Origin of the sequence: Botryobacter ruber, from assembly GCF_003347595.2 — a bacterium.
Taxonomy (GTDB): Bacteria; Bacteroidota; Bacteroidia; order Cytophagales; family Hymenobacteraceae; genus Pontibacter; species Pontibacter ruber_A.
In genome coordinates this window covers 114,490-137,033 of the sequence record NZ_QCZK02000051.1, presented here as the reverse complement: position 1 = coordinate 137,033, position 22,544 = coordinate 114,490, and the positions used below count along the sequence as shown (strand labels likewise).

At 49.0% G+C, this 22,544-nt stretch carries 17 protein-coding genes; 11 read left to right on the top strand and 6 right to left on the bottom strand.

The window, feature by feature from the left end; genetic code table 11:
• Positions 1–360 precede the first annotated feature (360 nt).
• The 3 genes from uvrC to porW are packed head-to-tail and all read right to left on the bottom strand — an operon-like array spanning position 361 to position 7,376.
• Positions 361–2,166, bottom strand: coding sequence for an excinuclease ABC subunit UvrC (gene uvrC / locus DCW36_RS17185; RefSeq protein WP_114782033.1), 1,806 nt, complete (start codon positions 2,164–2,166; stop codon positions 361–363).
• Between the two features lie 11 nt (positions 2,167–2,177).
• Positions 2,178–4,496, bottom strand: a complete 2,319-nt coding sequence (locus tag DCW36_RS17180) for a penicillin-binding protein 1A (RefSeq protein WP_114782032.1) — start codon at positions 4,494–4,496, stop codon at positions 2,178–2,180.
• Positions 4,497–4,505: 9 nt separating this feature from the next.
• Positions 4,506–7,376 (bottom strand): type IX secretion system periplasmic lipoprotein PorW/SprE, encoded by a 2,871-nt coding sequence (gene porW, locus DCW36_RS17175; protein WP_449374880.1) that lies wholly within the window; start codon positions 7,374–7,376, stop codon positions 4,506–4,508.
• A gap of 376 nt (positions 7,377–7,752) precedes the next feature.
• On the opposite strand from porW, the gene DCW36_RS17170 reads away from it, so the two are divergent.
• From DCW36_RS17170 to DCW36_RS17120, 11 genes are all read left to right on the top strand, one after another.
• Positions 7,753–7,995: an AtpZ/AtpI family protein gene (locus tag DCW36_RS17170; protein WP_114782030.1), complete on the top strand. Its 243-nt coding sequence runs from the start codon at positions 7,753–7,755 to the stop codon at positions 7,993–7,995.
• Positions 7,996–7,998: 3 nt separating this feature from the next.
• Positions 7,999–8,388: a hypothetical protein gene (locus DCW36_RS17165; RefSeq protein ID WP_114782029.1), complete on the top strand. Its 390-nt coding sequence runs from the start codon at positions 7,999–8,001 to the stop codon at positions 8,386–8,388.
• Between the two features lie 38 nt (positions 8,389–8,426).
• The gene (gene atpB, locus DCW36_RS17160) at positions 8,427–9,458 is read left to right on the top strand and encodes a F0F1 ATP synthase subunit A (RefSeq protein WP_114782028.1); all 1,032 of its coding nucleotides are present in this window, start codon (positions 8,427–8,429) and stop codon (positions 9,456–9,458) included.
• Positions 9,459–9,496: 38 nt separating this feature from the next.
• Positions 9,497–9,757: an ATP synthase F0 subunit C gene (gene atpE / locus DCW36_RS17155; RefSeq protein ID WP_114782027.1), complete on the top strand. Its 261-nt coding sequence runs from the start codon at positions 9,497–9,499 to the stop codon at positions 9,755–9,757.
• Positions 9,758–9,888: 131 nt separating this feature from the next.
• Positions 9,889–10,383, top strand: coding sequence for a F0F1 ATP synthase subunit B (locus DCW36_RS17150; protein WP_114782026.1), 495 nt, complete (start codon positions 9,889–9,891; stop codon positions 10,381–10,383).
• A 53-nt stretch (positions 10,384–10,436) separates the two neighbouring features.
• On the top strand, positions 10,437–10,994 hold the full coding sequence (gene atpH, locus DCW36_RS17145) for an ATP synthase F1 subunit delta (protein ID WP_114782025.1): 558 nt from the start codon (positions 10,437–10,439) through the stop codon (positions 10,992–10,994).
• 2 nt (positions 10,995–10,996) lie between these two features.
• A complete protein-coding gene (atpA, locus tag DCW36_RS17140) occupies positions 10,997–12,577 on the top strand; it encodes a F0F1 ATP synthase subunit alpha (protein ID WP_114782024.1) in 1,581 nt (526 codons plus the stop codon).
• A 63-nt stretch (positions 12,578–12,640) separates the two neighbouring features.
• Positions 12,641–13,534, top strand: a complete 894-nt coding sequence (gene atpG, locus DCW36_RS17135) for an ATP synthase F1 subunit gamma (RefSeq protein WP_114782023.1) — start codon at positions 12,641–12,643, stop codon at positions 13,532–13,534.
• A 512-nt stretch (positions 13,535–14,046) separates the two neighbouring features.
• On the top strand, positions 14,047–15,756 hold the full coding sequence (gene pafA, locus DCW36_RS17130; protein WP_114782022.1) for an alkaline phosphatase PafA: 1,710 nt from the start codon (positions 14,047–14,049) through the stop codon (positions 15,754–15,756).
• A gap of 56 nt (positions 15,757–15,812) precedes the next feature.
• Positions 15,813–16,376 carry an inorganic diphosphatase gene (locus DCW36_RS17125; protein WP_114782021.1) on the top strand — a complete coding sequence of 188 codons (564 nt, stop codon included), beginning with the start codon at positions 15,813–15,815 and terminating at the stop codon, positions 16,374–16,376.
• A gap of 114 nt (positions 16,377–16,490) precedes the next feature.
• Positions 16,491–17,408: a UbiA prenyltransferase family protein gene (locus DCW36_RS17120; protein WP_114782020.1), complete on the top strand. Its 918-nt coding sequence runs from the start codon at positions 16,491–16,493 to the stop codon at positions 17,406–17,408.
• Here DCW36_RS17120 and DCW36_RS17115 read toward each other — a convergent pair.
• From DCW36_RS17115 to DCW36_RS17105, 3 genes are all read right to left on the bottom strand, one after another.
• Positions 17,394–18,905, bottom strand: coding sequence for an NAD(P)H-hydrate dehydratase (locus DCW36_RS17115; RefSeq protein ID WP_114782019.1), 1,512 nt, complete (start codon positions 18,903–18,905; stop codon positions 17,394–17,396). The two genes, DCW36_RS17120 and DCW36_RS17115, sit on opposite strands and share 15 nt — an antisense overlap.
• Before the next feature lie 175 nt (positions 18,906–19,080).
• Complete coding sequence (locus tag DCW36_RS17110) at positions 19,081–21,492, bottom strand: DUF5686 and carboxypeptidase-like regulatory domain-containing protein (protein ID WP_114782018.1); 2,412 nt, start codon at positions 21,490–21,492, stop codon at positions 19,081–19,083.
• Between the two features lie 95 nt (positions 21,493–21,587).
• Complete coding sequence (locus DCW36_RS17105; protein ID WP_240676220.1) at positions 21,588–22,412, bottom strand: phosphatase PAP2 family protein; 825 nt, start codon at positions 22,410–22,412, stop codon at positions 21,588–21,590.
• Between the last annotated feature and the right edge of the window lie 132 nt (positions 22,413–22,544).

Genomic DNA, 22,544 nt, shown 5'->3' with positions numbered 1-22,544 from the left:
TGGGTTGCTGCGCAGCAGCATAAAAAAGTAGCCCCGGCTAGCGGGGCTACACAAGATGAACATCCGTGACCTTTCGGCTGGGAGCTCTCTTTTGGGTAAGACAAAGATAACAAAATTATCCTATAAAAAAACTTGACTTTTAAGACAGTACCTTGTGGGCGAGCTGCAGTCAAGCTAGCTACCGGAGGTCATGTAATGGAAGGTGCTTTATTCTATTTGGTAATATTAATTGCTTTCGATTTATAGAAGAGCAGCAGAAGCTGTGGTGGCAGGTGCAGAAAACAAAAATGTGTAGCAAGCACACAAAAAAACTTCTCTGCTCCTGCCACCACACCCACTGCACAACAGAAAGAATAGAGATCAACTGCTGTGAAGGGAGTTGTAGAGGACAGTAGCTTTGCTTTTACCAATTTCAGCCGTTAATTCGTCCAGCGACAACTCCTTTAGCTTTTTAACGGATTTAAATTTAGCTAAAAGCGCTTCAGCTGTAGTAGGACCAATACCTTTTATCTCGGTAAGCGAAGTTTTTAGTGTGCCTGCATCGCGCTTGCTTCTGTGGAAGGTAATGGCAAAGCGGTGGGCTTCGTTGCGAATGCGCTGGATAAGCTTCAGCGATTCGGATTTTTTATCAATGTAAAGCGGAAGCTTATCGCCCGGGTAAAAAATTTCTTCCAGCCGCTTGGCTATGCCTACAATCGCGATCTGCCCCCACAGGTTCAGGTCCTTCAGCGCCTGAACGGCCATGCTCAACTGCCCTTTGCCACCATCAATAATAATTAGCTGCGGTAGCGGCTGTTGTTCCTCCAGCAACCGTTTGTAACGCCGCGTTACAATCTCGTACATCGAAGCAAAATCGTTGGCGCCTACAACAGTCTTAATATTGAAATGCCGGTAGTCTTTTTTAGCGGGCTTGCCGTTTTTAAAGCAAACCATCGAAGCCACAGGATTATCGCCCTGGAAGTTGGAGTTGTCGAAACACTCGATCTGCCGGGGAAGCTCCGTCAGGCGTAGGTCTTTTTTCAGCGTCTCCAGCACGCGTAGCTCCCGCTGTTCGCTTAAGTCTTTATTCTTCTCCTGGCGTCCCTCCCGCTCCTTGCGCAGGTACAGGGCATTCTTCATCGACAGGTTGAGCAGCTTACGCTTATCGCCAATCTGCGGAATGGTAACGGAAACATTATCGAGCGGAAGCATTAATTCAATATTTGCGATTATTTCGCGGGAAGTACTCTCAAACTCATGCCGGAGCTGCACAATAACAGAGGCCAGTATGTCTTCATCTATTTCGTCCAGCTTTTTCTGTAGTTCCAGCGATTGCGTCAGAATGATAGAGCCGTTCATTACCTTCAGGTAATTCACAAAAGCACATTCATCGTTCGATGTAATACTGAAAACATCGATATTGGTGAGCGTATTACTAACTACCGTAGACTTTGCCTGGAAATCATCAAGCAGGTCCAGCTTGAGTTTGAACTGGTGGGCCAGCTCATACTGGTATTCTTCTGCTGCCGCAGCCATCTTTTCTTTAAAATATGTCCTGGCAACGGCTAAATTTCCGGATAAGATATTTCGGATCTGCGAGATGTAGCTGTTATAGGTAGTTTCGTCTTCCAGGTTTTCGCAGGGGCCTTTGCAGTTCCCGATGTGGTACTCGAGGCAAACTTTAAACTTACCGGAAGCCACATTTTCAGGCGACAGGTTATAGGTACAGGTGCGAAGGGGGTACAGCGTCCGGATGAGGTCCAGCACCACATGCATGGCTGTAATGCTGGGGTAAGGGCCGAAGTAACGGGAGCCGTCGTTTTGTTTATTACGGGTGTAAAAAACGCGCGGAAAGCGCTCGTTCACAATACAGATATACGGATAGGTTTTACCGTCCTTCAGCAGGATGTTGTACTTGGGCTGGTACTGCTTGATGAGGTTGTTCTCGAGCAGGAAAGCATCGGCTTCGGTGTCTACAATCGTAAACTCGATGTTCTCGATCTGGGAAACCAGCTTCAGCGTTTTTTTATTATGCTGGGCAGAGCGGTTGAAATAGGAGCTGACACGCTTCCGGATATCAACCGCCTTGCCTACATAAATAATGCCCTTTTCATCAAAGAACTTGTAAATGCCTGGCTTGTGCGGCAGGTGCGAAATTTTCTCCTTTAGCTTCTCGTTGGCAGCCATGCAGGCAAAAGTTAAATGTCAGCATCAAGGTTTAGCTCCGTTGGCATCTGCAGAAATTCTTCCTGTCGGCTGGAGTCTACAGAAATACCGTTGTTGTACTTAGCACAATCTAATTCAACAGACAACGGAATGGCAGGCTTCGGAAAAGGCTCCTTTGAAACATCCAGCGATTTATCGGCATATACTTTCTGCATAAAAGCCCCGTACACAGGCATCGCGAGTTTGTTGCCTTGGCCATACCTAATGTCCCGGAAGTGGATGGAACGATCTTCGCCACCCACCCAGGTGCCGCAAACCAAATTAGGCGTAATACCCATAAACCAGGCATCAGACTGATTTTGTGTGGTACCGGTTTTACCGCCAATCTCATTTTTTAAACCATTTCGAACCCGCAGGCCATAATAAGCTGTAGCGCCTGATTTCTCGGTTACCGCTTTGAGCATGTGCACCATCAGGTAAGCCGTTTCTTCGCTAAGCGCTTCAACAGTTTTAGGCTGCGGCTCATACAGCACATTGCCATGCTTGTCTTCGATGCGGGTGATGAAGTTTGGCTGCACCCAGGTTCCTTTGTTCACGAAAGTACCGTAAGCGCCCACCATGTCGTAAAGGGTTACATCGCTTACCCCGAGTGCTAAGGAAGGATTCGGGTCCAGTGGCGTGGAAATGCCCATGCGCTTGGCTGTTTTTACCAAAGTCTCTGCCCCCAGCTTATTTACTAGGTAAGCCGATACAGAGTTAACAGACTCAGCCAGTGCTTCGCGCAAGGTATATTTTTTCCCGGAGAACTTATTATCCGAGTTGTTCGGGCACCACATGTTGCCATCGGCCAGCGGCACACAAACTTTTGTGTCGATCACTTCATAGCACGGGTAGTAGCCATTCTCAATCGCGGCTGTATACAGGAAAGGCTTAAAGGTAGAGCCGGGCTGGCGAGCACCTTGTTTCACGTGGTCGTACTTAAAATGCTTGTAGTTAATGCCACCCACCCAGGCTTTTAAGTGTCCTGTTTGCGGCTCCATGGCCAGAAAACCAATCTGCAGGAAATGCTTGTAGTGCTTAAGCGAATCAATAGGGCTCATCATCACCTCTTTTTCACCTTCCCAGGTAAAAATGGTCATCGGTATTTTCTTGTTGAGGTAGTAGTTAATAGAGTCCTGGTTGCCGTCAAAGCGTTGGTTGAGGCTTCTGTAGCGGTCGGTACGTTTGATAGCGGTCTGCACAAAGTCTTTTAATTCTTTGTTATTGCTGTCAACCCACGGATTTCTGCCTTTCCAGTGCTCATAGAATAACTTCTGCTGCGCTTTCATGTGCTGCTCTACGGCTTGCTCTGCATATTGCTGCATCCGGGAATCGATGGTGGTGTAGATTTTCAGGCCATCGGCATACAGGTCGTAGCCGTTCTCGCGGCACCACTGGCGCAGGAACTTGCTTGCTTCAGTCCGGAAGTAAGGAGCGAGACCAATGTTTTGATTTTCAACATGGTATTTCAGCTTAATATCATTTTCCTTGAGAGCCAGGAAATTCTCCTCCGGCAAGAAGCCATACTTTACCATCTGCGACAGCACTACATTTCGCCGTCTTTTCGAGTTTTCAGGATTAAATTTAGGGCTGTAGTAGGTAGGAGCTTTCAGCAGACCAACCAGCACGGCCGATTCCTGTACCTCAAGTTCCTGTGGCTTTTTGTTAAAGAAAGTTTTAGCGGCCACTTTTATCCCAAATGCATTACTGCCAAAATCAACGGTGTTCAGGTACATCGTCATGATTTCCTTTTTGGTGTAAGAGCGCTCCAGCTTGATGGCCATAATCCACTCCTTCGTTTTCAGGATAAGCATCCTGACACCGGGGACATTATTCAGGAGCCCCCTGTTAAGGTCTTCGCTACGCGTACTGAACAGGTTTTTGGCTACCTGTTGGGTTAAGGTACTGCCCCCGCCCTTCGACTGACCGGTGAGAACCGCAACAATAACACGCGCGGTAGCTTCTGCATCAATACCGGAATGCTCTTCGAAGCGGGCATCTTCGGTAGCAACAAGCGCCTGGATCAGGTTGTCCGGCAGGTCTTCGTATTCTACCGGAGAACGGTTTTCGCGGAAATACTTGCCCAGCAACACATTGTCTGCCGAATAAATTTCTGAAGAAAGCTCGCTTTTTGGATTTTCGAGCGTACGCAGGTTGGGCAGCTCCCCGAACAAATTCAGGAAGTTATTGCTTACGGCATAAATGTAAAGGACGAACAGCACAAAACCGGATATAAAAGAGATCCAGAGTGCTGTAACAACTTTAGGGAAAACAGTTTTCCTGCTCTTAATTGATTTCTGACGGGTAGTCATAAATACTTGTTATTCGTTATTTCGGTAGAAGTCGAGATAGGCTTCCAAATCTTTTTTCTGCAAAAGCTTCTGGTAGTTGGCAGAAGAGATTACAAAGGTAGTGAATTCTACACCTCTGATTCTGCCAACCGGTGATTGCGGAAACTTTTGTTTTGTTTTATAATCCTGCGCCACATTCTCATCGGAGAAAGAACGCATCACCAGTATGGTTTGATCTTCAGAAAAATCAGCAGCTTCAACTGTCAGTCCAAGCTTCTTATGATAAGTGTTATTGTACTTCTCATACCGCAGGTCCACATCTTTGAAAGCAGGCGCGGTAGTAGGGTAAACCATCACCACATAATAAGCGGAGTCCGGCGCAGCGGAGTAGGCCATCGGATCAGGTTCTGCTGCTGTCACCATAGCCTCTGCACCTGCAGTATCTGCCGGCACAGGTTGCGGAGCCACTTGCGTAGCCGGTTCAGACGGCTGTGCCACCTGCTTCGGCTGGGTCGTATCAGCAGGTTGAACAGCAGCTTGTTCCGGCTTTGCCGTATCTGCAGGCTCAGGCTGACCGGTAAGGGCAGGTGCTGCCTGCGGACTTTCAGGTGCTTTTTCTGCTGGTGTTGGTACTGCAATTTCTGTGCTAACTTTTTCCTCCGGCGTAACTGTTGCCAGCGTGCTGTTTTTTTCTGCACTGGCTGTAAGCGAAGGCGCTTCCTGCCGCAGCAGGTTCTTTTGCTCCAGGTCGGTATAAACAGCGAGCAGCTTATCGGCATTGGCCTGCAGCGGGCTGTTCGGATAATCTGTTTTAAACTGCAGGAGTTGTTCCCGTAATACCTGCGGCTTCTCGGTTCGGGCTGTTACCAATACCCCTAAATAGGCTATTTTATCCGGTATGTCACTATAACTATAATTGCTTTTCAGCTCAGCCAGCTTGGCGGCGGCTTTCTTATACTCTTTCTGCTCGTAGTAGCGGTAAGCAGAGTCGTAGTGGGTGTGGGCAATAATGTTTTCAGCTGCGTTTTTAGACAAAAAGTCCGGGTCGTCTACCAGCTTGGCGAAGGTAGAGTTCGGGAACTGCTGCTTAATACGGGTGTAATAAGTGTTTTTACGCTCGTCATCCGCTTTGCTATGAATCAGGAATAAACTGTAGTAGGTTTCGGCAGCATGCTCTGTTTTAGGAAAGCGCTGCAGCAGTTGCTCATACGTTTCGGCCGCTTTTACAGGATCCTTTAACTTTTGGCTGTAGATATTGCCCAGGTTAAACAAAGCCTCCTCGATTTGTTCGTCGGACTGAGCCAGGGCTTCGGGGGTAAGCGGGATGTTCTGCAGGTAAGACTGTACCTGTGCCTCCAGGCGTTCTTCTGTTGCTGCTGCAGTTTCAGCGCCAGGCAGTTCGGGCAACTGCTCCTGTGCCACCGGCGCCTGGTCGGTCGCTTCGCCTCTGCTCCTGATCCGCCAGTTGTCCTGCAACGGGCGGTTGCCCCAGCGGCGGGTAAATTCGGCAAGGGCGGTGGCTACTGCTGCAGGGTTATCAAAATACCAGACGGCTCCGGTGGCAGGTGTGCCAATGCCTGTGTCGTTGTTGCGGTTCATGCCAAAAGATTGTCCCTGGCTTTGTTCGGCGGCCAAAGCCCGCTCCTGCTGGCGGGTAAGTTCCTGCTGTCGCTTTTCCTCCTCCCGCTGCACCATCTGCCGTACCAGTTCAAGCCGCTCGGCCTCTCCCATACGGGCAAGCTGCTGCAGGCTGTCCTGCGTCTGCACGGTGCTGTAGTTTTTGGCAAATTCGGTCAGGATATTTCTGCGTTCCACAACCGCCTCGTACTGCGCTGCCTGCTGCGGGAAAACCTGTACAGCACTGTCGTAGTAAGCCTGGGCCAGGTTGTAGTTGTTCAGGTTCTCAAAATAGATTTCACCGGCCAGTAAATAAGAATAAGCTTTCTGGTTTTTGATGGTGCCTGGCGTTTTTATGGATTCGCGCAGGTGCTCCAGCGCTTTCTGGTAGTTCTGCTGGCGCAGCTCAAACAGCGCCATTTCATAATAAATCTTATCCTTGTACTCGGTGTTCTTGCTATCCTTCAGTAGTTTCTGATAATAGCTGGCAATACGTTCGGTATCCTGCACATCGCTTAGTTCCGACACCTGGCCCATATACAACCTGCTGAAGAAGCTCAGGTCGTAAGGCGGGTTGTTGCGCAGTATTTTGCTGTATTGCTTATAAGCTTCCTTGTCCTGGTCGGTGCTTTGGTAGAGCCTGGCCAGCGAAAACCGCACCCGCGACTGCGCATCCTTTTCGTCGAAATTGGGCAGCGAAAGTTCCAGATTTTCTATAACAGCGGCTGTGTCGCCGAGCATGCGGTGGTACTGTACCCGGGCCAGGTAAAGCTCCCGTGCATTGTCTTTGTTAAGCCGCTCCTGCTTTAAATGCTTGTTTACCTCCTGCGCGCTTTCCAGGTCCCCGATCTGCAGAAAGGTGCGCATGAGCCATACCAGGGCTTCGTGCCGGGTTTCCTTTTCTTTGCTGGTAGAGTTCACAAAACGGAAAGTTTTAATCGCATCCGGGAAGTTGAGCTGGTAATAACGCACCTTTCCAATCAGCAGGTAGCTGTCGTCTATCCATTTGCTGTTCTTGTGCCACTGTATCGGATGCGACGCTTTTTTTACCACATCCTCCAGGTCGGCGGCAAATGCTTTGGCAGTAGTGGAATCTATGGAAGGAAAGGCAGGAAGCGGCTGGTTGTAATCGTACACCATTTGCTCCTGTATGCCCTCTTCAATGGTTTTCATTTTTTCCCTGGCCAGGAAATAACCATTGTAGCGGGCAGAGGTGTTGTGGTAAGCTTTGCTGAGGGGGTTATTGCGCTCCACAGAGCACCCTCCTAGCAGCAGCCCGGCCACAAGTAAGAATAAGTATAGCGAATGCTTGTTCAAAGTGAAAAATAAGCAGGATGTATAATAGCGAAACACTAATAGTTTATGAATAATAACGTTACAGAAGCCCTGTTAAGTATAGGAACAAGTAAAAGGTAAATCCGGAAGCTTCGAAAAAATAAGCTGTACAACAAAAATACAATAAACAATTGAATTACGAGCAGTCTCCCCTGCGGCGGCGTCGCATATTCTGCAAGCCTGTTATTGAACCATAGAAGCGGTGAAATGGTTTCAGCGGGAAAAGGTGTGAAAAGAGCAGAAAAAACTACTGCCGCCGTAGTTTTATTAGCCGGAAAACAGTTTGCTAAATTAAAAAGCGTAAATTTGTCTTTTATTACTGAATATGGGGAAAGAAGCTGAAAATAAGGACGCTGAAAGAGAACGGCAGCGTAACATTAAGCCTTATATGAAGTATTCGGGCCTGGCTTTCCAGATGATTGGGGCTATGGTGCTGGCGGCCTGGCTTGGCATGAAACTCGATGCCTATTTCGGTAATAAAAATCCCTGGTTCACTATTCTGCTGCTGGTGGTGGCGGTAGTGGCGTCGATGGTATTGGTCATAGTATCTCTAAATAAAAAACAGTAAAAGGTGAATTTTATCAGAAACTTACTCATCTACACAGGTGTGATTGGGGTGGCAACCGGTCTTCTGTACTATATGTCAGGTACCGAACTGGTGCATCCGTATATACTATACATACTGGCTTTTTTTGTGCTGATTACGGCTGGTACCTTTTATATCACCCGCCTGGGTATCAGCTACGACAGTGATAATTTTCAGCTGTATTATTTCGGTACCATGGGCTTTCGGATGATGCTGAGCATAGGAGTGGTGTTTGTTTACGTATTCCTATTTTCCGAAAACGAACTGCAGTTCGTTTTTAACTTCTTTGTTTTATATTTTCTTTTTACCGGGTTTGAAATTTACAGTTTGTTGGCTAACTTGCGCCCGCATTTGAAAAGCACTAACGAAGTATAATTTTCTCCCTGCCAAAGGGTGCTTCTAAATCTCTCTTAATGAAGAAGTTATTTATCTTACTGTTTTCCTTCTTAACGCTGTCGGTTTCTGCTGAAGCGCCGGTAGAAGGCGGCGAGTTCAAGCCAGGCGACATGATCACACATCACATTGCCGATGATTACAACTGGCATTTTGCTGATGGCGCTACTTTATACCTTCCTGTAATTCTGCTTGATAAGGGTGAGTTAAACGTTTTTTCTTCTCACAACTTCTATGACGAGAACCATGAAACGGTGTCGTATAACGGATACGCGCTGGAGCATGGCCATATTTACAGAGTAGGCGCCGACGGGGAGCCGCTGGAAGATCAGTCCGGGCTGTTCGATTTCTCTATCACGAAGAACGTTGCCTCCATGTTTATTAGTGTGGCACTGCTGCTGATTGTTTTCTTTGTGATAGCAGCGCGTTACAAAAGCAACAAAGGGAAAGCGCCAAGCGGCATCCAGTCTTTCTTCGAACCAATCATTATTTTTATCCGTGATGAGATTGCAAAGGCAAACATCGGCCCGAAATACGAGCGCTACATGCCTTACCTGCTTACCATCTTCTTCTTTATCTGGTTTAACAACCTGCTTGGCCTGATGCCGGGTGGTGCCAACTTAACAGGTAATATCGCTGTGACGCTGGTTCTGGCAACGTTAACCCTGGTTATTACCTTGTTTAGTGCGAATAAAAACTACTGGGCGCACATTTTTGCAACACCTGGTGTTCCTGTCTGGCTGGCGCCTATCATGATACCGGTAGAGTTGATCGGTATAATTACCAAGCCATTCTCCCTGATGGTTCGTCTTTTTGCGAACATTACGGCCGGTCACATTATCATCCTGTCCTTGTTTAGCTTGATCTTTATTTTCAGAAGTATTGCGGTTGGGCCTCTTAGTGTGGCGTTTGCTACCTTTATGAACTTCCTGGAGTTGTTCGTGGCGCTGTTGCAGGCTTATATCTTTACTTTGTTATCTGCCATGTACATTGGTGGTGCCGTGGAAGAGCACAATCATGACCATGAGCACGCAGAGGGTGCTCATCATTAATCCGAATTTCTTTTTTTTAACTATATATAACTATAATTATGTTATTAGCAATTCTGTTGCAAGCTTTATCTGAAGGCGCAGGTTTCGCAATCATGGGTGCCGGTATCGGTGCTGGCCTGGTAGCTCTGGGCGCTGGTTTGGGTATTGGTAGAATCGGTGGCTCTGCCATGGAATCTATCGCTCGTCAGCCTGAGGCTGGTGGTAAAATCCAGACAGCAATGATTATCGCTGCTGCCCTTATCGAAGGTGTTGCGCTTTTCGGTGTGGTAGTTTGCTTGCTAATCTCTTTCAAAGGCTAATTAAAGCTTTTGCTGATCTCACGTCCGGACGCATGGTCCGGACGATGAGATCAAAAACAAAAAGTTATTATGTAGTTCGGCCCGACAGTGGCATGCAATAAAAGAATTTAATATTTCAACTTTAATATAAAATGGAATTAGTAACCCCTGGTATTGGTCTAATTTTCTGGCAGACGATAACCTTCCTGATCGTGCTGTTCCTGCTTGGCAAGTTTGCATGGAAGCCAATTATGAACGCCCTGAACGATCGGGAGGCTTCGATTGAAAATGCACTGCGATCTGCTGAGAAAGCGAAACTGGAAATGGAAGCCCTGCAGGCTGATAACCAGAAATTACTGGCTGAGGCGCGCCTGGAGAGAGACAATATCCTGAAAGAAGCTTCTGTAGCTGCCAACAACATGGTAGAATCAGCGAAGCAGAAAGCAAACGAAGAAGGCGCTAAAATGATCGCCCAGGCCCGTGAAGCAATAGAAAACGAGAAACGTGCTGCCATTGCTGAAGTGAAAAACATGGCTGGTGCCCTTTCTGTAGAAATTGCAGAGAGAATCCTAAGAACTGAACTGAGCGACCCGAAAGCACAGCAGGCGCTGGCGCAGCGTTATATCAGTGAAGTAACACTGAACTAAAATAAGAATAAACAGTGCAGCAGTAATGCTGCCATTGCTTATAAAAGAATATTATGTCAAATATCAGAGTTGCTTCCAGATACGCCAAATCGCTAATAGAATTAGCTTCTGAGAAAGGTGTATTAGAACAAGTGCAGGAAGATATGTTGCTGTTCAGCCAGGTAGTGTCGCAGAACAGAGATTTCCAGTTGCTGCTACAAAACCCGATTGTCAAGTCAAATAAAAAGCTTGCCATCATCAAAAGTGTCTTTGGACAGAAAGTAAGCAGTTTGACAATGGCTTTCTTTGATATTGTAGCCAGGAAAAATCGTGAACCGCTTCTTGAAGCCGCTGCAAAAGAGTTTGGTAACCAGTACAATGTACTGAAAGGCATACAAGTAGCTACCGTAACATCTGCCATGCCACTCACTCCTGCCCTGCGCAATCAGATTACAGCACAAGTAGCAGCACAGACTGGTAAAAAAGTAACATTAGTAGAAAAAGTTGATCCAGCCCTGATAGGAGGTTTTATCCTTCGTGTCGGCGATCAGCAGGTAGATAGCTCAGTAAGATATAACCTTATAAAACTGAGTAATAAATTTAAAGACAACCCCTATATTAATAAATTATAATCATGGCAGAAGTAAGACCTGACGAAGTATCAGCCATACTTAGAGAACAGTTATCCAACTTCCGTTCTGAGGCAGAACTGGAAGAAGTAGGTACTGTACTGACAGTGGGTGACGGTGTTGCTCGTATCTATGGGCTTTCTAAAGCTCAATCTGGCGAGTTGCTGGAATTTAATAACGGTCTTCAGGCGCTCGTACTGAACCTGGAGGAAGACAATGTGGGTGCCGTATTGTTAGGTGACTACACTGACATTAAAGAAGGCGACACAGTTAAAAGAACAAACCGTATTGCCTCGGTAAAAATAGGTGAAGGTATCATTGGTCGTGTGGTAAACACGCTGGGCCAGCCAATAGACGGCAGAGGACCAATAGCAGGTACTCTGTATGAAATGCCCCTGGAGCGTAAAGCACCGGGTGTAATTTTCCGTCAGCCGGTAAACGAGCCTTTGCAGACTGGTATCAAGGCGATCGACTCCATGATTCCGATCGGTCGTGGCCAGCGTGAGCTTATCATCGGCGACCGTCAGACTGGTAAAACTGCTGTTGCGATCGATACAATCCTGAACCAGCGCGAATTCTACGAAAAAGGAGAGCCTGTGTTCTGTATCTATGTAGCCGTTGGCCAGAAAGCTTCTACAGTTGCTCAGATCGTGAAAGCATTACAGGATGGTGGAGCAATGGATTATTCTGTTGTAGTTTCTGCTTCTGCTTCTGATCCTGCTCCAATGCAGTTCTTTGCGCCATTTACAGGTGCTGCTATCGGGGAATATTTCCGCGATACAGGCCGTCCTGCACTGGTTGTATATGATGACTTGTCGAAGCAGGCGGTTGCTTACCGTGAAGTGTCGCTTCTGCTAAGAAGGCCTCCAGGCCGCGAAGCATATCCTGGAGACGTATTCTACCTGCACTCCCGCTTGCTGGAGCGTGCTGCAAAAGTAAACGCTTCTGATGCCATTGCACAAGGCATGAACGACCTTCCGGATTCTATCCGTCCATTGGTAAAAGGTGGTGGTTCTTTAACAGCGTTACCAATTATTGAAACGCAGGCAGGTGACGTTTCGGCGTATATCCCGACAAACGTTATCTCCATTACCGACGGACAGATCTTCCTGGAGACCAACCTGTTCAACTCTGGTATCCGTCCTGCAATCAACGTGGGTATCTCGGTGTCGCGTGTGGGTGGTTCTGCACAGATTAAGTCCATGAAGAAGGTAGCGGGTACACTGAAGCTGGATCAGGCGCAGTTCCGTGAACTGGAAGCGTTTGCAAAATTCGGTTCTGACCTGGATGCTGCTACCAAACTTACTATTGAGCGTGGTCGTCGTAACCTGGAGATGCTGAAGCAGCCACAGTTCTCGCCAGTGCCTGTAGAAGAGCAAGTTGCTGTTATCTACTGCTGTACAACTGGTCTGGTGGATAAAGTGCCGGTAACGGAGATGAAAACATTTGAAAGCGACATGATCAGAGCGCTTCGTGCACAGCATGCTGATGTACTGGAAGGTTTGAGAAAAGGTAAACTGGACGATCAGATTACAGATACGCTGAAACAAGTTGCAAAAGAAGTAACTGCTAAATACAACAAGTAATATAAAGGTAAAGACCAGCGGAAGAAACAATAATTTTTCTGCTGGTCTTTATTTACTACATATATGGCTAATTTAAAGGAGGTTAGGAACCGGATCGTATCGGTATCGTCTACACAGCAGATTACGAAAGCCATGAAAATGGTATCTGCTGCTAAGCTAAGGCGAGCACAGGATAACATTTTGCGTATGCGCCCTTACGCACAGCGTCTGAGCGGCATCTTAGCAAATTTGTCAACTCTTACAGAAGGTGCTGCAGTAGCGAATGAATACTCGGTAAAGCGTGACGTAAACCGGGTGTTGATTATTGCTGTAACCTCTGACCGTGGCCTGGCCGGTGCCTTTAACTCAAATATTGTTAAAGCTTCCATCGCTTTAGCTACTACAAAATACAGCAGCCAGTTAGCAAGCGGAAATGTAACGTTTCTGACTATAGGTAGAAAAGGAAATGAAGCTTTGGCCAAAAAAGGCTATAAAGTAATAAGCAACTACACCAACACGTTCCATAACCTTTCTTTCGATACAGTAAGAGAAGCTGCAGAGAGAGCAATGAATGGATTTGTAGCTGGTGAATTTGACCAGGTAGATCTGATCTATAACGAGTTTAAAAATGTAGCAACACAGATTGTACGTACAGAACAGTTTCTGCCGATTGTAGAGAAGCCGCTTGAAGAGAACAAGTCTGCCGCAATTATACCAGATTATTCTTTCGAACCTTCTAAAGAAGAAATTATCCAGGAGCTGATACCAAAGTCGCTTAAGATACAGGTGTATAAAGCGGTACTGGAATCGAATGCCTCTGAACACGGCGCCCGAATGACAGCTATGGATAAGGCTACTGAGAACGCAGGTGAATTGTTGAAGGAGCTGAAGCTGACATATAACAGAACACGTCAGGCCGCCATCACCAAAGAAATTCTCGAAATTGTTGGAGGTGCAGAGGCGTTGGCCGCAGGATAAAAAGAAAAATAAGTACGCAGAAAAACGCCCATCTGAAAAGTGGGCGTTTTTGTTTAGCCCCCTCTCTTATTTCGCACCCGAAAAAAAAATTTGCAGGAGCAGTGGGTGTGGTGGCAGGTGCAGCAAATAAAAATAATGTGTAATACCAGCTAGTATTTAATCAGTTTCACAAAACAATTCCCTCTTTGTCATTCCCGAAGGGGATCTTGTGGGCGAACTGCAGTCAAGCTAACTACTGGAGGTCATGTACTGGAATGTACTTTATGCGATTTGGTATAAGTAGTACCCTTGGTTACAGTAGGAGCAGCAAGAGAGATGTTTGCAAAGCCCCGAATAACCTGTTGTAGCAGCAATGGCTGTGGTGGCTGCAGGTAAAATAAAAAAAGAGAAACAACACAGGCTAAAGAAGTGTGAAAACAAGAAGAAGCGCCTTCGCACAGGAAGATGACAAAAAACAGCTTACCACATAAAATGTAGCTAAATTTGAACGCCCAAAACTGTAACAGGTAAAAATGAATAAAAAAATTAGTATATTGTTACCCCTGAAGTTGCAACGCAGTTGTTTGTTACTTCTGTTCATCGTTTTTCTGGGAGCATGCACAGGTACGGCTAAAACAACTTCGGGTACGAAGGAAACGCAGCAGCAGCAGGCAGCTACATTAGCACGACCAAAGCTGGTGGTTGGGATAGTGGTAGACCAAATGCGCTATGACTTCCTGTACCGCTACTGGGATAAATATGGCGCGGGTGGTTTCAAGAAACTGGTAAGCCAGGGCTTTAATTTTAAATATGCGCAATACAGCTATGTGCCAACCTATACCGGGCCCGGCCATGCCTCTATTTATACAGGAAGCGTACCTGCCCTGAATGGGATCATTGGCAATTTCTGGTATGATCGTGAAACAGGAAAATCGGTGTATTGTGTAGAAGATAAGACTGTAAAGACAGTAGGAAGTAACTCCGATGCAGGCCTGATGTCGCCGCGCAATCTGTACACGACCACCATAACCGATGAACTTCGTTTGGCAACCAACATGGGGGCTAAAGTAATAGGCATCTCCATGAAAGACAGGGGCTCCATATTACCGGCAGGGCACATGGGAAATGGCGCCTACTGGTTTGATTCTCCTAGCGGGAACTGGATCACAAGCACTTTCTACAGAAATGAGCTGCCGCAATGGGTACAGGAGTTCAACAGCAAAAAATACCCGGACCAGTACCTGGGGCAGGTGTGGAATACCCTGCTGCCGCTGGACCAGTATACAGAAAGCTCGGCCGACAATGTGCCATGGGAAAACACACTGCCCGGCGAAAAGCAGCCTGTATTTCCGCATGACATACCTGCGATTCGTAAAAAAGATTACGAGCTGTTGCGCTTGTTGCCCGGTGGTAATACCCTGACTGCTGATTTTGCAATTGCAGCTTTACAAAATGAAAAATTAGGGAAAGGGAATTATACTGACTTTTTAGCGGTTAGTTTTTCTACTACCGACTATGTTGGCCATAGTTTCGGACCAAACTCAGTTGAAATACAGGATATTTACCTGCGCCTGGACCGTGAACTTGAAAAGCTGCTGACCCAACTGGAGAAGAAACTGGGAAAAGAAAATGTGCTGGTCTTTTTAACGGCAGACCATGGCGCAGTGCAGGTTCCTGCTTTTCTGCGCGATAACCGGGTGCCGGCTGGCGTTTCCTTAGCAGCAGTCATAAGAGACTCTACCGAGCAGTACCTGGATAAAACCTATGGTGCAGGTAAATGGGTAGAACAGTATACCAACCAGCAGCTCTACCTGAACCGGAAGCTGATTGAGTCCAAAAAACTGAACAGGCTGGAAGTACAGGAAAAAGTAGCAGGATACGTAACCCGTTTCGAAGCAGTGGCGCGAGCTATGTCCGCAGAAAGTATACAGCGGAGCGGCTGGACGGAGGGTATGGTCGTGAGAATGGTGAATGGTTATAATGCTACCCGTTCAGGTGATGTGCTGGTGGTGTTGCAGCCAGGTTGGTATGAAGGAGGCAGAAATCCGAAAGGGACAACGCACGGCTCTTACTCCAACTACGACACCCACGTGCCGCTGCTCTGGTACGGCTGGAATGTGAAGCCCGGAGAAAGCTCGGCAGCAGTAGAAGTAGCAGACATTGCCCCTACCATTGCTTCCTGGCTTTATATCCAGGAGCCAAACGGAACGGTAGGCAAACCTTTGCAGGAATTAATGAAGTAGTAACAATACAAATCAGGCACCACCAGGGGTGGAACAAAAAGTAAAACAAATTTAAGATGGAGAAATTAAGAAAAAGTAATCCATGGCATGGGGTAAGCTTCGGAGAAGATGCTCCGGGAGTAGTAACCTCTATCATTGAAATCCCGAAGGGTTCCAAGGCAAAGTATGAACTGGATAAGGAAACCGGCATGCTGAAACTGGACAGAGTGCTTTTCTCGTCGGTTCATTACCCTGCCAACTACGGTTTTATTCCGCAAACATACTGCGACGACAAAGACCCGCTGGATATTCTGGTAATTTGCTCCATCGATGTGCAGCCTATGTGCCTGATCGATGCCAAAGTAATCGGGGTGATGCAAATGATCGATAATAACGAGGAAGATGATAAAATCATTGCGGTTGCCAACAACGATATGTCCGTTCGTCACATCAACGATATTTCGGAGCTTCCGCCACATACCCTGCTGGAGCTACGTCGTTTCTTTGAGGACTATAAGAAACTGGAGCATAAAGAGGTAATCGTAGAGCAGTTCCTGGGCCGTGAGCAGGCATATGAAATCATTAACCAGAGCATCGAACTCTACAACACTACATTCGGGAAAAAAGAAAAGCAGGTATAAGCAACTTCTTTCCTCAAAAGCCTGACGTAAAAAACTATTGCGTCAGGCTTTTTTGTTTATAGCCGTGAAGCATTTTTGGAAATCAGGTAGGAAAGCAGCGAACTTGCAGCTGGTATGAAGAACAACGAAAGCATAGTGGCAGGGAAAACAGCAAAGGAACTACAGTTACATGCTGTGCCCGGACAAATACTTTCCGCTGTGCTGTACAGCAGCGTGTTCATTTCCTGCTGCGCCTTTTTTCTTACCGTAGAAACTGCCCTGCTTGCCCGTGTTCCGGTGTCGCTTCCTGTGGCAGCCTTTGTGTTTCTGGCTACCTTGTTTACCTATAACCTGAACAACATCCGGCGTGTGCTCCGCAAGCCGAAGCAGGTACGAAAGCCAGAACAAACCTGGACGCAACGGCACCGGCCCGCATTAGCCTTGCTGGGCATAGCTGCTATAGTAGGGGCAGCCATGATTTACTGGCTGTACAACCTGCAGCTGAACGTGTGGTTTATGCTGCACCTGGCCCTGATATCGGTAGGCTATACCATCCCGGTGCTGTACAAATCAAGAAAAGTGCGGCCACTGCGCAGTGTGCCGCTGTTAAAGGTGTTCCTGATTGCCTATGTGTGGGCTGTCGTAACCGCGCTGTTCCCGCTGATGGATGCCGGATTGGAGATACTAAGCCCGCAGGCGCTGCTCCTGTTCGGGCGGCGGTTCCTGTTTATCCTGGCGCTGGCCCTGCTCTTCGACATCCGCGACTACACCTACGACCGCACCACCAAAACGCTTACCATTCCCGGGCTCATCGGCATTAAAAATACGAAGCTGCTTTCGCTGGTATTGCTGCTGGTGTATGTGGTGGTGGTCGTGCTGACCGAGAGCGGCACCACAGAAGCAGCTTTGGTGGCTAGTGCTGTTGGAGCTGCCATTGTGGTTTATTTCTCTTCCGAGAACAAGCCGCCGGTGTACTATGTGTTGCTGGCCGATGGCGCCATGCTGCTGCACGCCGGGCTGGTGTACCTGGCCAACAGCTTACACCTGGGTTAGCTTCCGGAAAGCCATCGGCAGGTTTTTTATCAGATCAGAAGCTACCAACGCTATTTCTCCCACACTGAAAGCCGCCACATCGCCGGCCAGCCCATGCAGGTACACGCCCAGCACACAAGCATCTTCTAAACTATACTGCTGCGCCACAAGCGCTGTAATGATACCGGTTAGCGCATCGCCTGTGCCGCCGGTAGCCATTCCCGGGTTACCCGTTGAGTTAAAGAACAGCTTGCCTGCCGGCGTACCAATTACGGTGTGGTTTCCTTTTAGAACGATGTAGCAGCTGTGCCTGGAGCAGAAGGCCTTCAGGCGTTCCAGCCGGTCGTAGTCGTTTTCAGATTTCCCCACCAGCCGCTCAAACTCCTTCGGGTGTGGCGTAAGAATGACTTTGTTCTTTGGTAACTGCGCTTTCAGGTTTTCGCTGCCGGCAACCAGGTTGATGGCATCTGCATCGAGAACCAGCGGTTGCGTAGCGGAGGCTAATAACTGCCCCAGCATGGTTCGGGTTGCTTTTTCCTGCCCCAGGCCAGGCCCCGCGCCAATGGCACTGTAATTCTCCAGCTGAGCCGGCAACGACGAGAGGTATTTTTTATTCCCATCAGCCAAGGTCATGGCTTCGGGTACGGCTGTCTGTAAAACTGTGTAACCGGCGGAAGGCACCTGTACAGTCAGTAAACCAATACCACTCCGCAAGCAGGCGCGTGCTGCCAGCACAGCGGCTCCCATTTTGCCATAGCTCCCGCACAGGAGCAGGGCGTGTCCAAAGGTACCTTTGTGGGAGAATTTGCGCCGTGGCTTCAGTAATCGTTGCACATCGGGCAGGATAGTGAAATAGGTATCGGTTGGCACCTGGTCGATAAACTCCGGGCTTAGGCCGATGGGCACCACATGCCACTCGCCCACAAAGGTCTCGTGCTGGGGCAGCAGGAAGGCCAGCTTGGGCAGCTCAAAACTGACGGTGTAGGCCGCCTGTACAATGGCACCTTCCGGAGGTGTCTGGCTGTCGGTGTAGAGGCCTGAGGGGATGTCGATGGCGGTAATGCAGGAAGTGCTATTGTTCAGGTGTTCGATGGCAGCAGCGTACAACCCTGTGACAGGCCGGTTTAAGCCGGTCCCAAACAGCGCATCGATGCAGCAGGCATCAGCAGGCAGGGCTGGTAAGGCAGAAGCAGCGGTAACTTCAGTGAGATTTACCTGCTTTGGCAAAGCTTCGCGGTTGGCGTTGAAATCAGGAGAGGCTTTGGTGGTGTCGCCTACAACAAATACCTGCACCTGGTACTGGCGCTGGTGCAGCAAACGGGCAACAGCCAGGCCATCGCCCCCGTTGTTGCCGGGCCCGCAGAAAACAAATACCTGCCGGGCGGGCGTGAACTTGTTTTCGAACCAGCCGGTAAAGGCTTTGGCAGCGCGTTCCATCAGGGCAAGAGAGGCAATTCCTTCGTGTGCGATCGTAAATTTGTCGGCTTCCCGTGTCTGTGCAGCAGTAAGGATTTTCATAGTACAGCAGCTAAGGTAGGTGTGATGAATAAATATACGGAAGAAAGTATACTTACACCAGCTCACTTTTACCGTCTTCTACAATAAACAGGAGCAGCGGCAGTGGTGGCAGGGGCAGCAGAACTATCAGCCTGTTTATTTACTATTCTGCAGCTGCCACCACAGCCTCTGCTGCTTAAAAAGCCGTGGACAGGGTTATTTTGATCTTCAGATTTTCGTGGAAGCTGCCGAAGCCATAGTAGCCGTAGCGGTAGAAAAAGCCAACGCCAATGCCGGAAAAGGCGGAGCCGATGATGTCGTTCAGCAGCAAACCGGATTCGTAAAAACCTTTGTTCATTTCCTGCACCTGCTCTTCGAAAAGATTTAAACGGGCGTGGTCGAGGCTGCCGTAACCGATGTTGGTCATGAGAATGACATTGGGTTTAAAGAAGTTTGTGCGGAACAGGCGCTTGGCCAGGTTCTGCCTGAGAAAGAGCGCAGCATAACGGTCGGAGAAAAACTCGTAGGGGCGCATGGTCTCAAATCCTTCGCTGGCATAAATGTAGTAGTCCCTGCTGTAGCTGCCATAGCCATTGTATAACCCCAGCAGCGGCAGATCGCCGTTTACAAGTCCTGCTACCAGTGCAAGGCTGGTTTCGCCGGTGGTGCGGTGCTGAAAGGGCGCTTCCAGGCGTACATCGTACCGGTGGTAGCTGTGCCCGCCGTTCAGCAGCCCGTCTATGCCACGGGCGTACTGCAGCCACAGCACCGGATACGAAGCTGTAATGGGCAAGGTCTGGTTGAACATCTGCATCAGCTGCTCGCCATAGGCGTAACGCATGCCAATCACAGCTTCTGTCGTGTTATATGCCTGCGGATGGTTCGGTACGAGGTCGAGTGTCGTCAGCCGGTGCTCCCGGCGCAGCGAGGTTTTATATTGCAGGTAACGAAACAACCTTCCCGACAGCGATACGCTCTGGTGGGTGGCGTAGTCCAGCTGGAAAAGGACTGCAGGCCGGAAATTCGTAAGGGAGGGGCGTGGACGGAAGGGCAGGCGCCTGCCACCAGGTTCCAGTACATCCTTAAAATATTCGCCGCCCAGGGTAAGTTCTGAGGGTGCGTGGAGTACATAGCCCGCATCGGCCCCGTATTTTGCTTTTTTGTCGCCAAAGCCATAGCCCCAGTAGCCGCCCAGGAGGAGGCGCTCCGAAAAGCGTTTGTTGGTGTGGGCGCCAATGCCCAGCCGCAGCCCTTCAAAATCGCTGAGCCGCACAAAGCGGTTAATGTCCAGGCTGAGTTTGCCTACCGGTATCTGCTGCGCCGTCAGGTACTCGGCAATCCGGATGTTGCGGTCCAGTTTTGCTTCTTTGCCCACACTGTCGAGTTGGTGGTAGGTCCGCCGCTCCAGCGCATTCAGGGTATCGGGGCGGTACTGCTGCCAGAAAGACGGTGGCTGCCGGTGTGCATCTGGTGCCAGCTTAAGGGCGATAATGCCGAAGTCGCGCCGCTGCAGGGGCGGGTTAAGCTGCACGTTGGTAATGTAGGTGCGGAGGTGCCCGTAAGGCTGGTGACCTTTAAGCCGTATTTGCGGCACCGTTAGCTCCACATCCAGCTCCTTCGGAAACCACTGCTTCCCGTCTACCAGCTCAAACTGCTGCTGCAGCTTCAGCCCCCGCTTGTCCGCATCCGTTGCCGACTCGGCCAGCACATTCTGCACCGCCCATCCGTTGCTGTTGATGTACAGCACGCCTTTCAGCCCGTCGAAATTTCGTCCTGCTTCCGGTTTAAAGGAGATGATGAACACGGTGTCGTTGCCAATAACCGACGTTTCTTCCAGCAGAAAGTCGTACCGGCGGGTACTGCCGGGGCTGAGGGGACTCAAGTAGCGTTTCCCGAAGAACACTGGCAAATCTTCGTACACCGAAAATGCACGCGCTTCGGCGGCTACAATGCCAAAGCTGGGCTGCTGCAACCCCGACACCCGCGTCGCCAGGATGGTTTCTTTGAAATTATCCGGTTTGAGGTAAGCATAATCGGTAACGCTTTCCATCAGGAAGAGGTGCTGTTTGGCCAGCAGGCTATGCATCTTCAGGTAAGCAGAATCCTGGCGCGTAAGGGAGAGCGTGTCACTCATATCAATTTCCTCCCGGCCCACAGCCGTGAATACAAATTTGTTGTAGGTACGGTAGGTGTAGGAGGGGATATTCTCGGGGCGGTGCCGCTGCCGGTTCTGCGTGGCCAGTCGGATAATGCGGTGGGCCGGGTTTTCGCCTCTGCGCACCACTACTTCGGAAAGCCTGGCGGCAACAGGCTGCAGCTGGATGTTGATAGTAGTGGCAGAGTCGGGATAAATGACCTGTGTGGCATAGCCCACATAGCTGAACCGGACGCTCCGGATGGGCTGGTTGTGCCGGAGCTGGTACTGACCGTCCAGATCGGTGGTCGTGCCCGTTTCGCCATCGTTTACCACTACATTTACAAACGGAAGCTTTTCGCTGGTGAGGGCATCGCTCACGGTGCCGCTGATGGTGAGTACCTGCCCGGCAGCAGAAAATGTTCCGCAGCATATGAACAGGAGCAGGAAGTAGAAACGGAACCGGTGTGGCATCTTACATAATCGTACTGAAGGTGCAGGTGCTCCCTGCACAGCAGGAGGCACCGGGATAAAGGGGAAACAGATCTGTCAGAAAAGAATAGGAGTTCTTAAAACTGGATGGTAAGCGCCATGCCTTTGCCACCTTCCGGAAAAACAACAGGTACGAATGTGGTATTTAACCCGCCGCCTTTCGTCAGTTTGGCATGCACCCAGTACACCGTGTTTACCGACAGGATGCCCACGCCCGCACCTGCCACCACATCGGCAAACCAGTGGGCGTTGTTTAGCACCCGCAGCACACCCGTAGCGCCTGCAATAGAATAACTGGCTACGCTCACCCACGGGCTTTTATGGCGGAATTCCTTATCCATGAAAGTGGCAATGGTGAAGGCATAGCCGGTATGGCCGGAGGGGAAAGCCCAGGGTTTCCCGTTAGGCCGGTCAATATCCGTCCATTTTTTTACCGGAAACACAAGTCCGGCGGTAAGTGCCCCCGAACTAAGTAACAGCAGTGTCTGACGGGTAAAGTGGTGACGGTTTTGTGAAGAGATGATGTTAAAACCATACAGCCCCACCAGCGGCGCAAGCATCATAAAGTCATCCGCCTCGGTACTGAATTCGGCAAAGCTTCTGTTGCGGGCATCGCGCACGGCAAAGCTGCCTCTTTCGTGCATGGTTAAAATGCCGACGCCAATGAGCGCGGCTGAGGGAATTACTGCTCGTCTGAGATAACGCCTGTTACTACCTTCGAGCAGCTGCGATTTGGTAAAAGGTTTTTTCTGCCCGGGCAGCACTGAGTCTGCCGGTATTTCTGCCGGTACTATTGTGGCTGCTGTATCTTGTTTTATTTGCTCCTGAGCAAAAGCCTGGGCAGGTGCCAACAATGCACTCAACCAGAGCAGGTGGATGGTTAAAAATTTATTCAGTCTCACGGTATATAACAAGTTAGGTGAGTAAAGATGCTTTTGCTTTAACCAAACGTATGACCAAAGTCCAATGTTTGCACATTCTTCACAATTTACTGTTTCCTGTTGCTGCAGCGGGAGCAACTGCTGCACAGTAAG

Coding starts and splice junctions, on each gene's coding strand:
- DCW36_RS17120 (WP_114782020.1), top strand. CDS start 16,491: ATGAAGAACAACGAAAGCATAGTGGCAGGGAAAACAGCAAAGGAACTA.
- DCW36_RS17115 (WP_114782019.1), bottom strand. CDS start 18,905: ATGAAAATCCTTACTGCTGCACAGACACGGGAAGCCGACAAATTTACG.
- atpH (WP_114782025.1), top strand. CDS start 10,437: ATGTCAAATATCAGAGTTGCTTCCAGATACGCCAAATCGCTAATAGAA.
- atpB (WP_114782028.1), top strand. CDS start 8,427: ATGAAGAAGTTATTTATCTTACTGTTTTCCTTCTTAACGCTGTCGGTT.
- atpA (WP_114782024.1), top strand. CDS start 10,997: ATGGCAGAAGTAAGACCTGACGAAGTATCAGCCATACTTAGAGAACAG.
- DCW36_RS17125 (WP_114782021.1), top strand. CDS start 15,813: ATGGAGAAATTAAGAAAAAGTAATCCATGGCATGGGGTAAGCTTCGGA.
- DCW36_RS17150 (WP_114782026.1), top strand. CDS start 9,889: ATGGAATTAGTAACCCCTGGTATTGGTCTAATTTTCTGGCAGACGATA.
- uvrC (WP_114782033.1), bottom strand. CDS start 2,166: ATGGCTGCCAACGAGAAGCTAAAGGAGAAAATTTCGCACCTGCCGCAC.
- DCW36_RS17180 (WP_114782032.1), bottom strand. CDS start 4,496: ATGACTACCCGTCAGAAATCAATTAAGAGCAGGAAAACTGTTTTCCCT.
- pafA (WP_114782022.1), top strand. CDS start 14,047: ATGAATAAAAAAATTAGTATATTGTTACCCCTGAAGTTGCAACGCAGT.
- atpG (WP_114782023.1), top strand. CDS start 12,641: ATGGCTAATTTAAAGGAGGTTAGGAACCGGATCGTATCGGTATCGTCT.
- DCW36_RS17170 (WP_114782030.1), top strand. CDS start 7,753: ATGGGGAAAGAAGCTGAAAATAAGGACGCTGAAAGAGAACGGCAGCGT.
- atpE (WP_114782027.1), top strand. CDS start 9,497: ATGTTATTAGCAATTCTGTTGCAAGCTTTATCTGAAGGCGCAGGTTTC.
- DCW36_RS17110 (WP_114782018.1), bottom strand. CDS start 21,492: ATGCCACACCGGTTCCGTTTCTACTTCCTGCTCCTGTTCATATGCTGC.